Raw genomic sequence first — 15,650 nt, 5'->3', positions numbered from 1 at the left:
ATCAAAACAAATTATATTTTATACAACACATTCTATTATATTCATTAAACAGTTTAATATCAAGTCATACTTAATTTTTAGGACTGACACTATTAATGATTTGGTTCCATCGTTCAAAACGTTTAGTATCGTAGTTCATATCCATATATTTAATATTAAAAGAGGTAATCGATTTTAGATTTTCATAGCGTTCCATCTCATCAGTCTTAACATTCCAGAACAACATCATATTTTCATATATAGGAATACCATAATACTGTTCAGCTTTAAAAAAATCAAAAGGTAAATTCATATTTGGTTTCGCATATATAAGAGGAGTAACCGTGAGCAAATAAGTATCTCCTACCTTACCATTTATATATAATTCTCTAGGAATAAGAGAGTCTAATATTACTTTATCATTTTTAATACCATGTTTACTTTCTTTCTTTTGTTGAACCAAACGTGGATCTGTATCAACTATTTTAGAAGCAGATAAATTAGCATCTATAATATATTCTCCATCTCGATTAGAGGCTATAATTTTTCCATCTATATAATCTAAGGAAGCAGAAAATTTATCTAAATCATATCCAATAATATTAGAAACTAAAGATGTATCATTGATTTTAAAAATCAAAAGTGGATACAACTTCATATCAGGAATAGTATCATTAGAGCATCCGAGTAGATATAGTTCCTCATTAATAATAAGATAATCAACAATATAACAGTTATATTGTTTTAAAATGGGTAATACATCGATAGTATACGATTCAGAATAATTAGATGCACTCAGAATCTTTAATGCCGCAGTAGGATTACGATTAATATCAACTGCAATATCCTTTTCTATAATTACCCCTTGTTTTGGTAAAATTCGAGCCTCATTTCTCGTACCACTAAGGTGTAAGGCACACAAAATAAGGATAAGTAAAAGCAAAAAACCAACAATATAATGCTTTTGTATCCATTGCAACATAGGACCACCTCTCTCTTACCTATAGTATAACTAAATCTGTCGACTAATAAAAGAAAAGACTTCTGCCAATTCTTGACTGATTATATTCTGTCAATTACTGGTAAAAGCCTTTAATTTTATAATATTGGTTATGAAATTGTCCTATATAGCAAAGAGATATACTTAGATGTTTCTATTCGCAAAAATATCAAAATCAATATTACTAAATTAGTTACTAAAATCCGTATCCACAATAGCGAATTGTGTATAATCAGGGTAACGTTTTTGCATTTCTGCCTTGATTTTTTCTAATGTACTATGTGGATCTTCTTCGTCAAAGTCAAAGATAATATCGTAGTAGATAACCTTCTTTTCTTCTTGTACGTAGAAGGCATGTACTTGTACTACATGTGTATATAAACTAATAACTTGATCAAGAGCTTTTCTAATTTCAAGTACTTCTACACTTGGTTTGTTTTCAGCATATACACCAACAGTCATATTGATGCCAAACTTTTTATAAAGATGAACCGCAATGCCCTTTGTTAATGGATGAACTTCTGCCATTGTCATAAAATCTGGTACAGAAATATGAACGGAACCAATTGTTTCTCCCGGACCATAGCTATTTAATACCAAGTCATATACACCACCCACATTCGGATGCTGTGCGATAGTTTCTTTAATATTACGGATTAAATTATCATCTGCTCGAACACCGAGCAAATGGTTATACATTTCACGTAAAATATCATACGCCGCTTTTAAAATCAAAACAGAAATAACAGCGCCCACATAACCTTGAATATCAAAGTTAAAGAAAAATACTAAGCCTGCAGATACCAATGTAGCAAAGGTAATCACCGCATCAAAAAGGGCATCTATACCAGATGCTACGAGCGCATCGGATTTATATTTTTCTCCTTGTGCCTTGATGTAACGGCCCATCACTACTTTCACCACGATGGCAACAGCGATGATAACAAGACCTGGAATATCAAATGTAGATACCTCAGGGTGGATAATTTTATCCACAGATTCCTTAAGGGATCCAATACCTGCACCGAGAATGATGAAAGCTATGGCCATAGTAGTCATATATTCTATACGACCATGACCAAATGGATGCTCCTTATCAGCCCCTTTGGCGGCTAATTTCGTACCCACAATAGTTAATACAGAGGACAATACATCTGTTAAGTTATTTACTGCATCAAGGATGATGGCGATAGAATTAGACGCAAGGCCCACAATCATTTTAAAAATAACGAGAACGACATTACCTATAATGCCTTTTATACTGGCAAGCGTAATCCCCCGATTACGTGCTGCACCATTATCTTGTAAAATCATACTACACCTCTTACATTCTGATTTATAGTTCTTAAATTGAACTATATCGATTTGCTCCTATTTATATTATAGCTTATCGATTATCATTTGTCATTATTTTTCTTGAAAAATATTTTTAAACTTATTGATTTTACTGAATTATCAATAATTCTCATTTCTCAATTAGGAACTTTGATGTATTGTGACTTCACAATGTATAGTACAAACTTATGACTAACAAACTAGTATTTTGTATTACGTAACGAGTTAACCAGATCAGATTATGCCATAACCGTAATATGCTCTCCTGTGCGAATGTGTGTAAATACTACCTTTTGAGCGCGCAATTGGAATGGCTGTCCCGTAGGTTGTGCACCGTATAATGTATCTCCTACAAGAGGGTGCCCTAAATGGCTGAAAGCTACTCGAATTTGATGTGTTTTCCCTGTGTACAAACGAACTAAAACCTCAGTATATCCACATTTATTGGACTTATACACAGTTTTGTCCACATTTGGATTATTTTTATCCACATCTACTAATTCTATATCCACATTTTTTAGTCCTATATCCACAGAATTTTCAGACTTATTCACAGAGTTATCCACAGGCTGGGAAGAATGTCTACATAGGACGGAAAAATCTGTACGAGTCTCTTTTCCCTTAGGATTCACTTCGTAATGAACCCCATCAGCACTGCGTTCCATAGGAAATACCAAAGAATCTTCATCGGCTTCTACAATGCCTTCCACAGTCGCCATATACCACTTTTCAAAGGTATTATCATCCATTTGCTGTTGATAAATACTTTGTGCTAACCCACTTTTTGCAATGACAATGCAGCCCGTCGTATCTCTGTCGAGACGGTTCAAGAAACGTACCTTTCGCTTGATACCATGTTCTTTAAAATAGTACGCCACCCCATTGGCAAGGGATATTTGGTCTTTAGAGTTTACCGTCACACCACTTGGTTTATCCACAATAAGGAGATCAGTATCTTCATACAGAATGCGTAAGTCCATTTCGATAGGGTCGTGATCTATTTTTTCCTTTGCCATAGCAATCCAGATCTCATCGTCTACGGAAATTACATCCTTTGATGTAGCCTTATGCCCATTAATATGGATTAATTTCTCTTCAAAGAGTTTAGCTAAGGACTTTCGAGGATATTTAGTATCTAACACTTCACCGAGTGAAATATCACATGCTTCGCCAGTATGTTCTAGATCACCACTTGACATGTCTTGATTGCTACTCGATATATCTCGATTTTTACGTGATATATCTTGTCCATTACCTATTAGCTTTTGTCTTGCATATTTCTGACTAAGCACAGCGTCTATATCTGCAGCGGTCACGGTCCACAGAATATCGTCAGGACGATGTGTTTTTCGCGCCATTAGTATCTCCTTTCTACGAGATCAGGGTCTCGTGGCATATAGTTGAGTAGCGAGCTTGGTTGAACCGCTCGACCTCTTATACTCGTCTGTTCAAAGGTAATGGCCAATTCTTGTTTAGGTCGAGTGATGGCCACATAGAACAAGCGCTTTTCTTCATCATCACGACCTTCTGCAAGGGCAAAAGGACTTGGGAACGTACCTTCGTTGAGTCCTGCTAAAAATACATAATCGAACTCACTGCCCTTTGCTTGGTGAATGGTAATGATAGGAATGCGGTCTTCGTTTCGCACCTGTTGTGTAGGCTCGCCCGCCGTAAGGGCCGCCATCTGTAAGATTTGATTTAACCGCGCTAGTCCTGGTGGCCCTTCATAAGCCGTATCTAGTTTTTCCATGATGCGATATAAATCGCGTATATGCTCTACCTTTGCCGCTTCTCCATAAGATTTATAGTATTCTAGAACCCCCATTTGGTTCATGATGTACGCCAATAATTTCGTTGGCATCTCCGTATAGGCTTTTCTACGCAACGTCGCCATTTGAGATGCGATACTCGTGAAAGCTGCCTTATATTTGTTAATAGCTACCATACGTCCCGTTGTAGTAGGCACGATATTTTCTTTCACCGCATAAATTAAAAGCTGTGCAGTGGCTAAGATATCGTCCATCGCATTGTGCGTTGGCTCATGGTGGATAGGAAACTCAGACGCAAGGAAGCCCAATTTATGATTTGGTAAATTAGGATAGAAACGACGGTAGATATCGAGGGTATCGTAGATAGCCTTGAACTCGGGATTACCTAAGTTATGACGCGCCAATTCGTTCGTAAAAATGCTTACATCATAGTTTACATTGTGACCTACAATAATAGCATTCTTAGAGAATTCCTTAAAGGCTTGTAACACTATAGCTGGCTCTTCGCCGTGCTCTTGTAAATACGCATCGGAGAAGCCGTGTACCTCTTCGGATTGACCAACAGGTACACCAGGATTGATAAAGCGTTCAAAAGTCTCTAAGACCTGTCCATGTTCATCGATGCGGATAGCCGCAATTTGAATGATATGGTCTTGAGCCGTATCTGTGCCGGTGCTCTCCACGTCATAAACAACTACTTCGTGCTGTTCAAGCCCACTTACGAGCTTTGCATAAGGCTCCGCCTCAAAGATAGGCATATCCATGAAATCCGTCAATTTTAAACCTACTTGACGCGTCTCAGGGCTTTCAATCGCAGCGATACGAGCGTCACCGATGCCAGCAACATAACGTTTTATAATGCGCTTAGCGCTGACGGAGTCATTCGGGTTCATAAGCAGTTTAAAGTAAGCCATAACGTCTTTGATTTCTTGACGTCTAAAGAATTTGAACTCGTCGATAATCATAAATTGACGGCGTTCCTCTTCAGGACGCTCACCGTTAAGGCGTTCAAAGGAGTCACTCAATCGTTGAGCCTTTTTATTATCTCGCACGAGAACGCCGATATTAGCATCCTTTGGTAAGGCGCAGATGGATTCGTAGATATATCGACCCTCAAGATAACTATTTTTACAGCCTTTAATGAGAACCGGCTTACCCTTGCTTTCACTATTGGCACGAGGCAATTCAGTGTAGATAGACCCAACTAGATCGGGGAACATATTTTGCAAGGTCTTGAAAGCCATCGTAAAAAGCGTCCAGTTAGAGCGATAATTTTCATAAAAGATGATTTTCAAAGGCTTGAAATCCGCATCAAATTGCTTGAGCAAGCGAAACGGATCGGAGCCACGCCATTCGTAAATCGTTTGGAAATAGTCGCCACATAGTAGCACGTGATTACCTTCCCACAGCATTTCTAATACCTTGTACTCCAGTACGCCAGTATCTTGCATTTCATCTACAGAGATATAGCTGTAACGACTGCGCCAGCATTCACGAACTACAGGGTCTTGGAATAGGCGATGAACACCGCAAATGAGGTCTGTAAAATCTAGACCGTGCACGGAAGCTAAGCTTTCATCATACGCAGCAATCCATTCGTGACCATGGTTCAAGAAATCATTGAGTTCACTGTATAAGACATTGCCAAAACTAGAGAACTGTTGCTCAATGGCTTCACGCTGCTCCCTCTGCAAGCGTTCGATGGTCCGCTTGTAATCGCCTATGAAATCATCAGAATAAAATCCATATAAAGAGCGATATTCTTTCACCATGGAGATAACATTAGCAAAAGACATTTCTCGCAATTTACCAGGACGGTACGGTTCAGAAAGTTCCTTGCAATCTTCTTCGTCAAAGATGGTCATGTCCGTGTACAAGCTTTCGTTGCGCTTTCCCTCTTGTTGGAGAATGAAAAAGCAAAAGCTGTGGAATGTACTAACCTCCACAGCCTTTGCAGGACTGCCTACGAGCGATTGAATGCGGTCTTTCATCTCATTTGCGGCCTTGTTCGTAAAGGTCATGCACAAGATATTCTCCGCCTTCGCATAGCCACCCTCGATGAGATGAGCCACCCGATAAGCAAGTGTATTCGTTTTTCCCGTCCCAGCGGACGCTAACAAGAGGATATTCTGTTCCACTTCATCAATAACGCGTTGTTGTTCACGATTGATAAGCATAAAAACCTCCTGTTATTTAATGCCGTAATATATAGCAGCTAAAACCATAGGAATAGGACCTAAAATTGCTGTTAATGCCCAAATACCAACTCCAATATCCATTGGAATCTCAAGTACATGAACACATACCCAGTAGGTTAAGCCACCAATCACAACATTCATAGCCACCCGTTTAATGGTGAAAAATGCTACTTTGAAAGCAATGTAGGCTACAGCAATGGAAATAACCGCCGATATAATCGGTGATGCTAATAAAGCTCCCATACTACTATCCTTTCATTTCTTGACGGTTCACTACGGCACCGCCTAGCGTTAATTCATCGGCATATTCGATATCGCCACCCACAGGAACACCGCGGGCAATTCGCGTTACCTTGATGCCACTTGGACTTAATAATCTCGCCAAATACAGAGCTGTTGCTTCCCCTTCGACATCCGGGTCTGTCGCGAGGATAACCTCTTGTACAACACCATCGCGAAGGCGTGCAATTAATTCTTTTACGCGAATATCGTCAGCACCGATGCCCTCCATAGGGGACAAGGCACCTTCCAATACATGATACAAGCCCTTGTAATCACCACTGCGCTCGATAGCAATGACATCGCGAGATGTTTCAACAACCATGATTGTCGTTTGATCGCGATTTGGATTGCTACAGAATTCGCAAGGATCTTGAGCTGATAAGTTAAAGCAAATAGAACAGTGACGCGTAGCCCCCTTCGCTTCTACGATAGTTTCCACGAGGCGGTCTACCTCTTCCTTCGGCATTTCTACCAAATGATAAGCCAAGCGTCTAGCCGACTTAGAACCGATACCAGGTAAGCGGCGCAGCTGTTCTACGAGCCGTTCTAAAGCGTTTGTCATTTAGAATAAACCTGTTGGCAAGTTTAGACCACCAGTTACCTTGCCCATTTCTTGAGCCAAGAGGTCGTCTACTTTTTTACTAGCTTCGTTTACCGCAGCCATTACTAGATCTTCTAACATTTCTACATCTTCAGGATCAACAGCTGTAGGGTTCAATTTCAAAGATTCGATGATTTTTTCACCGTTCATCACAACGGTTACAGCACCGCCACCTACGGAAGCTTCTACAGTACGAGTTTTTAACTCTTCTTGCATTTTCTTCATATCTGCTTGCATTTTTTGAACTTTTTTCATCATGCCAGTCATATTGCCCATACCTTTACCAAACATTGTATTTCCTCCTTTTAGGACATCGTCCTATACTAATATTCTAAGTCCATATCATTAATACTATATGACATAGGTTTATAACATATATGTCTCCTAATAGCCCTAAGGCCAAAGGTTATTATATAACGATTGCTTTTCATCTATTCTTCGATGACCTCGACGATGATGTCATGGTCTTCAGATAGTTTTTCTAATGTTTCTGCCAAGAGAGGATTATTTCGTTCCTCTTCTGTCATATGCTCTGGATCCCAGGCGTATTCTCGAGCCACCGTAACACTATCAATAGCCTCTATTTCAACAGGTGCTGGTGAAAGCATAGCATTTCCATCACTTTGATGCGGGGTTACTTCACGAGGTTCAACCCCATCAGACTTTGGGACAGCTTCCACCTCGATATGCGCACCGCTATCCATAGGACGCTCTAACACTTCGCCATCCTCGCTGATAACAGTCACACTATCTAATGGATGTGGCGGCATATCATCTAAGGATGATACATAAGAGCCCTCCATATCATCTACAGGCACATCATCAAAGGAGTGAACTGGAATATTATCCCCTTCAATAGAACCCGCTAGAGACTCAATAGGAATTTCACCATCAGGGACCTGATTAGATGGACTGCCATCAAAAGATGTAATCGGCACATCTCCACCGGATGCTGGCTCTGTTTCTACGCCAGCTCCTAATGCAGTTTCTGATGCAGCTATTGTAGTTGTATTCGCATTATCACTAACTACTGTATTTGCAACAGCATCGCCGGTTTTCTTAGCTAAGAATGCCATCGCCGCAGCCTTAGCCGCGTCCACAGCCGCAGAATCAGGCTTACTCTCTTGCGGATCATTGGTCAAATCCATTTGTGTCGGTTCCGCACCGGAGGTCGTCTTTACGTCAACCATCGGTTTTTGTGGTCGTTGGGATGCTTTTACTTGGCGTTGTGTGGTACTACCAGCAGCCTTTTTATAGTCTTTATAAACTTGCGTGAGGGCATCTACGATTTCTACGTGTACCGCATAGCCCAGTGTATAAGTGAAAGCATCAGCTGCTTCAGCCAAGTTCACTTCATTAGTCATCACATTGAGATGCAATGTATTTTTAAAGGCCATGACCGCCTTGCTTTGGTCTACATATACAAGTTGACCTTGACCGATAACGGTAGAGGTCATATTGCGATTGCTATCCTTCAAGTATTTAATCACATTGGATTGTACATTGCGATACTCTTGAGCAGACAAGATTTGTTCACTAATGATGGCCTGTGTACTAACACCTTTTTTAGCACGACCTTTAGCTTGGTTTCTTGTAGGTTTTCGGGAATCCGTGTCCCCATTATTTGGCGGTGGCGCCATGCCAACCCCGCCCATCGGTGGCGGAGCCATGCCCACTCCATTCATCGGAGGAGGTGTACTACCTGGTGCTCCCATCGGTGGAGGCGTCATACCTACCCCATTCATAGGAGGCGGTGTCATCCCCACACCACTTGATTGTGGCACTGCATCAATAGTAGTATTTTGAGTGCTGCTCATTGGAGCATCCTGTGTAGTTACAGTAGTATCAACAGATACAAAACTATTCGCATAGCCACCTTGTGGTGGTACAAATGCATTAGCACCATATGTTGTTGGAGCTGCTACGGGGCCTCGTTGCTCTAATTGAGCCATGCGGTTCAATAAATCGTTTCGTTCAGATCTCTCGGCACTTTCTAGTGCATATACACGGTCTTCTAAGCTTTCATCAACAGAACCTAATTTAGCACAAAGCACGAGTAGGCCCATTTCAATGATGGTTCGTGGGTTGTCCACTTGTTTCGCATCATTCATGATGGATTGAGCACTGCGCACATATTGGTTAAGTTCATTGAAATCAACAGTATTGGCCTGAGCTAAAAACTCATCCTTAAAGGCATCGTATACCTTGAGCTCATCCGCATCAGGAGCCACCTTACCAACGAGCAAGGCACGCACATGTTGAATGAGGGCTTCCATAATTTGCGTCGCATCGCGACCTTCTGCCAATGCATCGTGAACGTAGGATAATACTTTCGGGCCATCTCCGTTGCGCAAAGCATCTAAGAAATGAATGATCCATTCCTTACTTACAAGACCGATTAACTCTTCCACCACTTGCGGTGTAATAGAGCCCGTTGCCATACCTGCACATTGGTCTAGAATACTCAAGGCATCACGCAAACCACCGTCTGCATGAACAGCGATGAGCTGAGCCGCCGCAGAATCAAGACCAAAGCCTTCTTTTTCTGCTACGTAAGATAACCGTTGTGCGATGTCATCAGAAGTAATGCGTCTAAAAGTGTAACGCTGACAACGAGACACGATAGTAACAGGCAATTTTTCAATTTCTGTAGTGGCAAAGATAAACATCACATGAGCAGGAGGTTCTTCTATGGTTTTTAAAAGCGCATTCCACGCCTCTGTAGTGAGCATGTGGGCTTCATCGATGATGAACACCTTTTTACGCCCTTCAACAGGCATAAATTTGACGCTTTCACGAAGAGCACGCACCTCATCGATACCGCGATTAGATGCGGCATCGATTTCAAAGACGTCCATGGACTGGCCACTCAAAATCGATCTACAAGCACTACACTCATTACAAGGGTGATCCGTTGGGCCATGCTCGCAGTTGATAGCGCGCGCAAAAATCTTCGCCATGCTCGTCTTACCAGTCCCCCGCGGACCGGCAAATAAATAGGCATGAGCTACCTTATCCTCCCGGATAGCGCGCATCAATGTATCAGACACCTGATGCTGACCGACTACATCGGTAAATGTCTGCGGACGATACTTACGATATAGCGCAATATATGCCATTGGAACACCCCCTTTTTCCGAAACTTACAATACTTTATTATACCATATTCAAGAAAATCTGACTTCTTTAATATAGTTCTCTCCACATTTCCAAAGTGATATGTTTATTTATAAACTTTGTAGATATTTACTAGTCAAAATTCCATCATATGGTTCACAATAAAACATCGTATAGTCCAGAATAAAGTATCATACATTCCTAAATTAGACATAAAAAAAGCGACCTCACAGGCCGCCTTGCAATACTCGATCACGACAGCCCCCGGGTTCCCCGTGGCACATGAAGGTTACCGCTTAGTGCTGCTACCTCTCAGTCCTGACACGATTCACAGGCCCCCATTGCACAGGCCCGAGAACTGCCATGATCCAATATTGCAATATAAATATTATACATGAAAAAGCCTCTATAGTCAAAGCTATAGAGGCTTTTCACTGTATTCTTATATAACAAAAATTAACTAAGAAGAAATATATTATGCATATTTTTCTTTAAATGCAGCTAATTGAGCTTCCTCTAAGGACAAGCCTTGTTCTTTAAAGCGTTCAATAGCAGCTTGCATTTCCTCGTATGCTACAGGTACAACTTTTGTGAATCTGTTAACAAAGTTATTCCAGTTTTCAAGGATGTGACGGCCTTTAGCGGAGTTAGTATGCAATACATGTTGTTCTACTAGTTCTTTAATGCGTTTAAGGTCATCATTATTGGCAGGACGTAGTTCTACGAGACCTGGATTTACATAGCGTTCATCGCAATCGAGGATGTACGCATAGCCACCGGACATACCTGCTCCGAAGTTACGGCCGATTTTACCGAGTACGAGCACTTCGCCACCGGTCATGTATTCACAACCATGGTCGCCGACACCTTCCACAACAGCCGTGATACCACTGTTACGAACGGCAAAACGTTCACCAGCTACACCGTTGATGTAGGATGTACCAGAGGTTGCACCATAGAAGGCAACATTACCAATTAGGATGTTTTCGTCCGCTTCAAAGATAGATTTCTTAGGTGGGTACACCGTTATAGTACCGCCGGACAAGCCTTTACCGAGGTAATCATTTGCATCCCCTTCGAGTTCTAAGGTCATGCCTTTAGGGATGAAAGCACCAAAGGATTGGCCTGCAGAGCCTTCAAAGTTCAACTTGATTGTGTTATCTGGCAAACCGCTTTCACCATAACGACGAGTCACCTCAGAACCAACCAAGGTACCTACAACACGATTGATGTTAGTGATAGCCAATTTAGCGCGAATCGGTTTTTGGTCCTCAATAGCAGGACGGCACATACGCAAGAGCTTGGACATATCCAAGGTGCGTTCTAACTCGTGATCTTGGTCAACCATGTGCATATGCCCTACAGAGACGTCGATGTACGGACGGAACAATATACGTTTAAGGTCAACGCGAGACAACTTGAAGTTATCGTCTTGCGATTTTTGACGTACAAGATCGATACGCCCAACGAGTTCAGCTACGGAGCGAATACCTAGGCGAGCCATGATTTCACGCAATTCACGTGCGATAAAAATCATCAAGTTTTCAACATATTCAGGCTTACCTGTGAAACGAGCACGCAATTTTTCGTCTTGTGTAGCTACACCATAAGGGCATGTATTAAGATTACATACACGAGCCATTTTACAGCCTACCGCAACGAGTGGCAATGTGCCAAAGCCGAATAACTCAGCACCGAGCATAGCTGCTACAGCCACATCGAAACCAGTCATCAATTTAGAGTCTACTTCTAATTGAACACGGTCACGCAATCTATTGAGCATCAAGGTTTGATGAGTTTCAGACAAACCTAATTCCCAAGGCACACCAGCGTGTTTAACAGATGTACGACCTGCCGCACCAGTACCACCATCGTATCCGGAAATCAAGATATTATCCGCTTTCGCTTTCGCAACACCAGCAGCAATCGTGCCAACGCCTGCTTCAGATGTCAGTTTAACAGAAATACGCGCATCTTTATTGACGCATTTCAAGTCATAAATCAATTCAGCCAAGTCTTCGATGGAGTAAATATCGTGATGTGGTGGTGGAGATACGAGCTCAACGCCAGGAGTGGAGTGACGAGCTTTTGCAATTTCAGGATATACCTTTTTGCCTGGTAATTGACCACCTTCACCTGGTTTTGCGCCTTGAGCACATTTAATTTGCAACTCTTTTGCATTGATCAAATAATTCGCTGTTACCCCGAAACGACCAGATGCAATCTGTTTTACTTCGGAGTTCATGCTGTCGCCGTTTGGCAATGGTTTGAAACGATCTACGTCTTCGCCGCCTTCACCAGAGTTGGATGTAGAGCCTAAACGATTCATAGCGATAGCGATCGCTTCATGCGCTTCTTTACTGATGGCACCGTAACTCATAGCGCCCGCTTTAAAGCGTTTTACGATAGACTCTTCCGGTTCAACCTCTTCGATAGGAATACCACCGCCTACAGGATAATTCAATTCCATTAAAGAACGCAATGTAACATGGTAATCATTGCGAATCGCTTTGGAGTATTCTTTATATTTTGCATAATCCTTTCCGATAAGGGATTCTTGTAACAGGTCGATAGTCTTAGGGTTAAATAGATGCTCTTCCCCATCTTTTACTGGACCATACCAACCGCCTGGTTCGAGTACAGTTTCGTCGGATTTGAAAGCCCGTTCATAACGAGCTAATGCCTCATGTGCTACACCGCCAAGACCAATGCCGCCGATACGTGTTGGCGTATTTACAAAGAACTTATTAATGAAGTTAGTATTCAAGCCCAAAGCTTCAAAGATCTGTGCACCGTGGTAGGAACGAACTGTGGAAATACCCATTTTGGACATAACTTTCATGATGCCACCTACAGCGGCTTTAATATAGTTCTTTTCTGCTTCTTCTGGTGTAATATCTCCAAGGCGTTTACGAGCTTGCAAATCGCGAACTGTTTCAAGCGCCAAGTATGGGTTGATAGCTGTTACACCATAACCGATTAATGTACAGAAGTGATGAACTTCGCGTGGTTCACCAGATTCAAGGATGAGGCCAATTTCTGTACGCAACACTTTGTTAATCAAGTGATTGTGAACAGCAGCTACAGCCAACAACGCTGGAATTGGTGTATGATTTTCATCGACACCGCGGTCGGATAAGATCAACACATTTTGATCTGTACGAGCTGCTTCTTCTGCCTTTTCGCATAAATCATTTAGCGCATCGCGCAAGCCTTCAGCACCCTTAGTAGGATCGAAGAGAATTGGCAAGGTTACGGATTTCATGCGACGACAATCAAGAGCTTTGATGGACGCCAACTCTTGGTTCGTAAGGATTGGTGTGCGCATAGACAGCGCATAGGTTCCTGCTTTGTTAGGCTCTGTTAGATTACCAGAGTTACCAAGCATAACCCGTGTAGATGTAACCATCTCCTCACGGATAGAGTCGATAGGAGGATTTGTTACTTGCGCAAACATTTGCTTGAAGTAGCTATATAGCAATTGTGGTTTATCGGACAAGATAGCTAAAGGTGCATCGGCACCCATAGCACCTACAGGGTCTTTACCATCTTTTGCCATAGGCACAATCATGCGCACAAGGTCTTCTTGAGTATACCCAAAGGCTTGTTGCTCCTTGAACAAATCCTCTACCTTTGGAATGGTACTTTCATCGGCCTGAGTAATTTCAGATAAGTGAATGACGTGTTCTTTTACCCATTCATTGTACGGTAATTCAGTAGCAACGCGATGTTTGATTTCTTCATCGGAAATGATGCGTTGTTCATCTGTATCGATGAGAAGCATTTTACCTGGTTCCAAACGGCCTTTAGCGCGGATATTTTCAGCATTTTCGTTTACAACGCCAACCTCGGAAGCCATAATAACGCGGTCATCTGTTGTCACATAGTAACGAGCAGGACGTAAACCGTTGCGGTCAAGGACACCGCCGATAACTGTACCATCCGTAAATCCCATAGCCGCAGGACCATCCCATGGTTCCATCATAAAACTATTGAACTCATAGAAATCATGTTTTTCTCGGCTCATGAGGTTATTGCGTTCCCAAGGCTCAGGAATCATCATCATAATCGCATGAGGCAAGGAACGGCCTGTCATGTGCAAGAATTCCAATGTGTTATCAAACATAGCCGAGTCAGAACCGCTATCATCTACTACGGGGAATACCTTTTTGATATCTGGGAACAATGGAGATTCCGCTTTACCTTCACGAGCGTTGATCCAGTTTACATTACCGCGAATGGTGTTGATTTCACCATTATGAACTAAGAAACGGTTAGGATGTGCCCTAGCCCAGCTTGGAAATGTATTCGTACTGAAACGAGAGTGCACCATTGCCAACGCAGATGTAAAGTCAAGGTCGCTCAAATCAAGGTAGAAGTCTCGCAATTGACCAGGTGTTAACATACCTTTATATACGATTGTTTTAGAAGACAAAGATGCGATATAAAAATCGCTAGATAATTCCTTGCTTAATGGAATGATGCGTTTTTCCGCCAGTTTACGGATGATATATAATTTACGTTCAAATTCCTTATTGTTAGTTACATCGGGACCTTTGCCGATAAGGATTTGAATCATCCAAGGTCGAATCGCAGCTGCCTCTTTACCGACCTTTGTACCATCAACCGGTACTTCACGCCAGCCGAGGACAACTTGCCCCTCTTCGCGTACGACCTCTTCGAGAATTCGTTTTTGCTCGTTACGGAGACTTTCATATTTATGAGCAAAGACCATACCTACGCCATATTCGCCAGCTGCAGGCAGTTGAATACCAAGCACTTCGCACTCACGCTTGAAGAACTCGTGCGGAATTTGTACCAAAATACCGGCACCATCCCCTGTGTCCTTATCGGCACCGGCACCACCACGATGTTCAAGGCGCTCCAAAATGCGCAAACCATCGTCGATAATATCATGAGATTTCTTCCCCTTAATATTAACAACGAAGCCCATGCCACACGCATCCTTTTCAAATTGGCTGCTGTACATGCCATTGGCTTCGAGTCTAGCTTGATCTAGACGTTGTTGCTCTATTGTGCTTTGCTTCATATCCATAACGTGCACTCCTTCATATCACTTGATTATTCCAAGCACTGCGGCATCGTTCCGTTCGGTCTTGGTAAAAGTATAACTAACAAACTATTTCTCTATAAAATTATCAATTTAACATTCTATAGAATTTTATGTCTATACACAGTATACTCCTGTCCACTGTGAATTGAAAATATAAAAAAAACATAGTCTATGCTTTTCATGCATAGACTATGAGTTTTTATCACTATTGTTTTTTGTATACAAGGATACAGGGATAATAAGCATCTCGTCCGATAGATGCGATAGGCATATTATTTAGAACAGAAAAATCAAC

General features: G+C 41.8%; 9 protein-coding genes and 1 other RNA gene. All 10 read right to left on the bottom strand.

What is annotated here, in order from left to right:
* Nucleotides 1-70: 70 nt before the first annotated feature.
* The 10 genes from E7K77_RS07480 to gltB all read right to left on the bottom strand — a co-directional run bounded on the left by E7K77_RS07480 (nucleotide 71) and on the right by gltB (nucleotide 15,337).
* A complete protein-coding gene (locus E7K77_RS07480) occupies nucleotides 71-961 on the bottom strand; it encodes a hypothetical protein (protein ID WP_008714828.1) in 891 nt (296 codons plus the stop codon).
* A 207-nt stretch (nucleotides 962-1,168) separates the two neighbouring features.
* On the bottom strand, nucleotides 1,169-2,293 hold the full coding sequence (locus E7K77_RS07475; RefSeq protein WP_287508100.1) for a cation diffusion facilitator family transporter: 1,125 nt from the start codon (nucleotides 2,291-2,293) through the stop codon (nucleotides 1,169-1,171).
* A gap of 260 nt (nucleotides 2,294-2,553) precedes the next feature.
* Nucleotides 2,554-3,672: an RluA family pseudouridine synthase gene (locus tag E7K77_RS07470; protein ID WP_174892375.1), complete on the bottom strand. Its 1,119-nt coding sequence runs from the start codon at nucleotides 3,670-3,672 to the stop codon at nucleotides 2,554-2,556.
* Nucleotides 3,672-6,260 (bottom strand): 3'-5' exonuclease, encoded by a 2,589-nt coding sequence (locus E7K77_RS07465; protein WP_316703839.1) that lies wholly within the window; start codon nucleotides 6,258-6,260, stop codon nucleotides 3,672-3,674. The genes E7K77_RS07470 and E7K77_RS07465 overlap by 1 nt, the downstream gene beginning before the upstream one ends.
* Before the next feature lie 12 nt (nucleotides 6,261-6,272).
* A complete protein-coding gene (locus tag E7K77_RS07460; protein WP_008714821.1) occupies nucleotides 6,273-6,524 on the bottom strand; it encodes a hypothetical protein in 252 nt (83 codons plus the stop codon).
* 4 nt (nucleotides 6,525-6,528) lie between these two features.
* Nucleotides 6,529-7,125: a recombination mediator RecR gene (gene recR, locus E7K77_RS07455; RefSeq protein WP_004694915.1), complete on the bottom strand. Its 597-nt coding sequence runs from the start codon at nucleotides 7,123-7,125 to the stop codon at nucleotides 6,529-6,531.
* Nucleotides 7,126-7,455, bottom strand: a complete 330-nt coding sequence (locus E7K77_RS07450; protein ID WP_008714816.1) for a YbaB/EbfC family nucleoid-associated protein — start codon at nucleotides 7,453-7,455, stop codon at nucleotides 7,126-7,128.
* 140 nt (nucleotides 7,456-7,595) lie between these two features.
* On the bottom strand, nucleotides 7,596-10,283 hold the full coding sequence (gene dnaX / locus E7K77_RS07445; protein ID WP_316703841.1) for a DNA polymerase III subunit gamma/tau: 2,688 nt from the start codon (nucleotides 10,281-10,283) through the stop codon (nucleotides 7,596-7,598).
* A 256-nt stretch (nucleotides 10,284-10,539) separates the two neighbouring features.
* Nucleotides 10,540-10,639: signal recognition particle sRNA small type (gene ffs, locus E7K77_RS07440), an RNA gene on the bottom strand.
* Nucleotides 10,640-10,756: 117 nt separating this feature from the next.
* Entirely contained in the window at nucleotides 10,757-15,337 is a 4,581-nt protein-coding gene (gene gltB / locus E7K77_RS07435) for a glutamate synthase large subunit (protein WP_325306143.1), read from the bottom strand.
* Between the last annotated feature and the right edge of the window lie 313 nt (nucleotides 15,338-15,650).

The organism is Veillonella parvula (assembly GCF_032577575.1).
GTDB lineage: Bacteria > Bacillota > Negativicutes > Veillonellales > Veillonellaceae > Veillonella.
The sequence above is the reverse complement of the archived record's forward strand: the minus strand, read 5'-3'. Positions and strand labels throughout refer to the sequence as shown.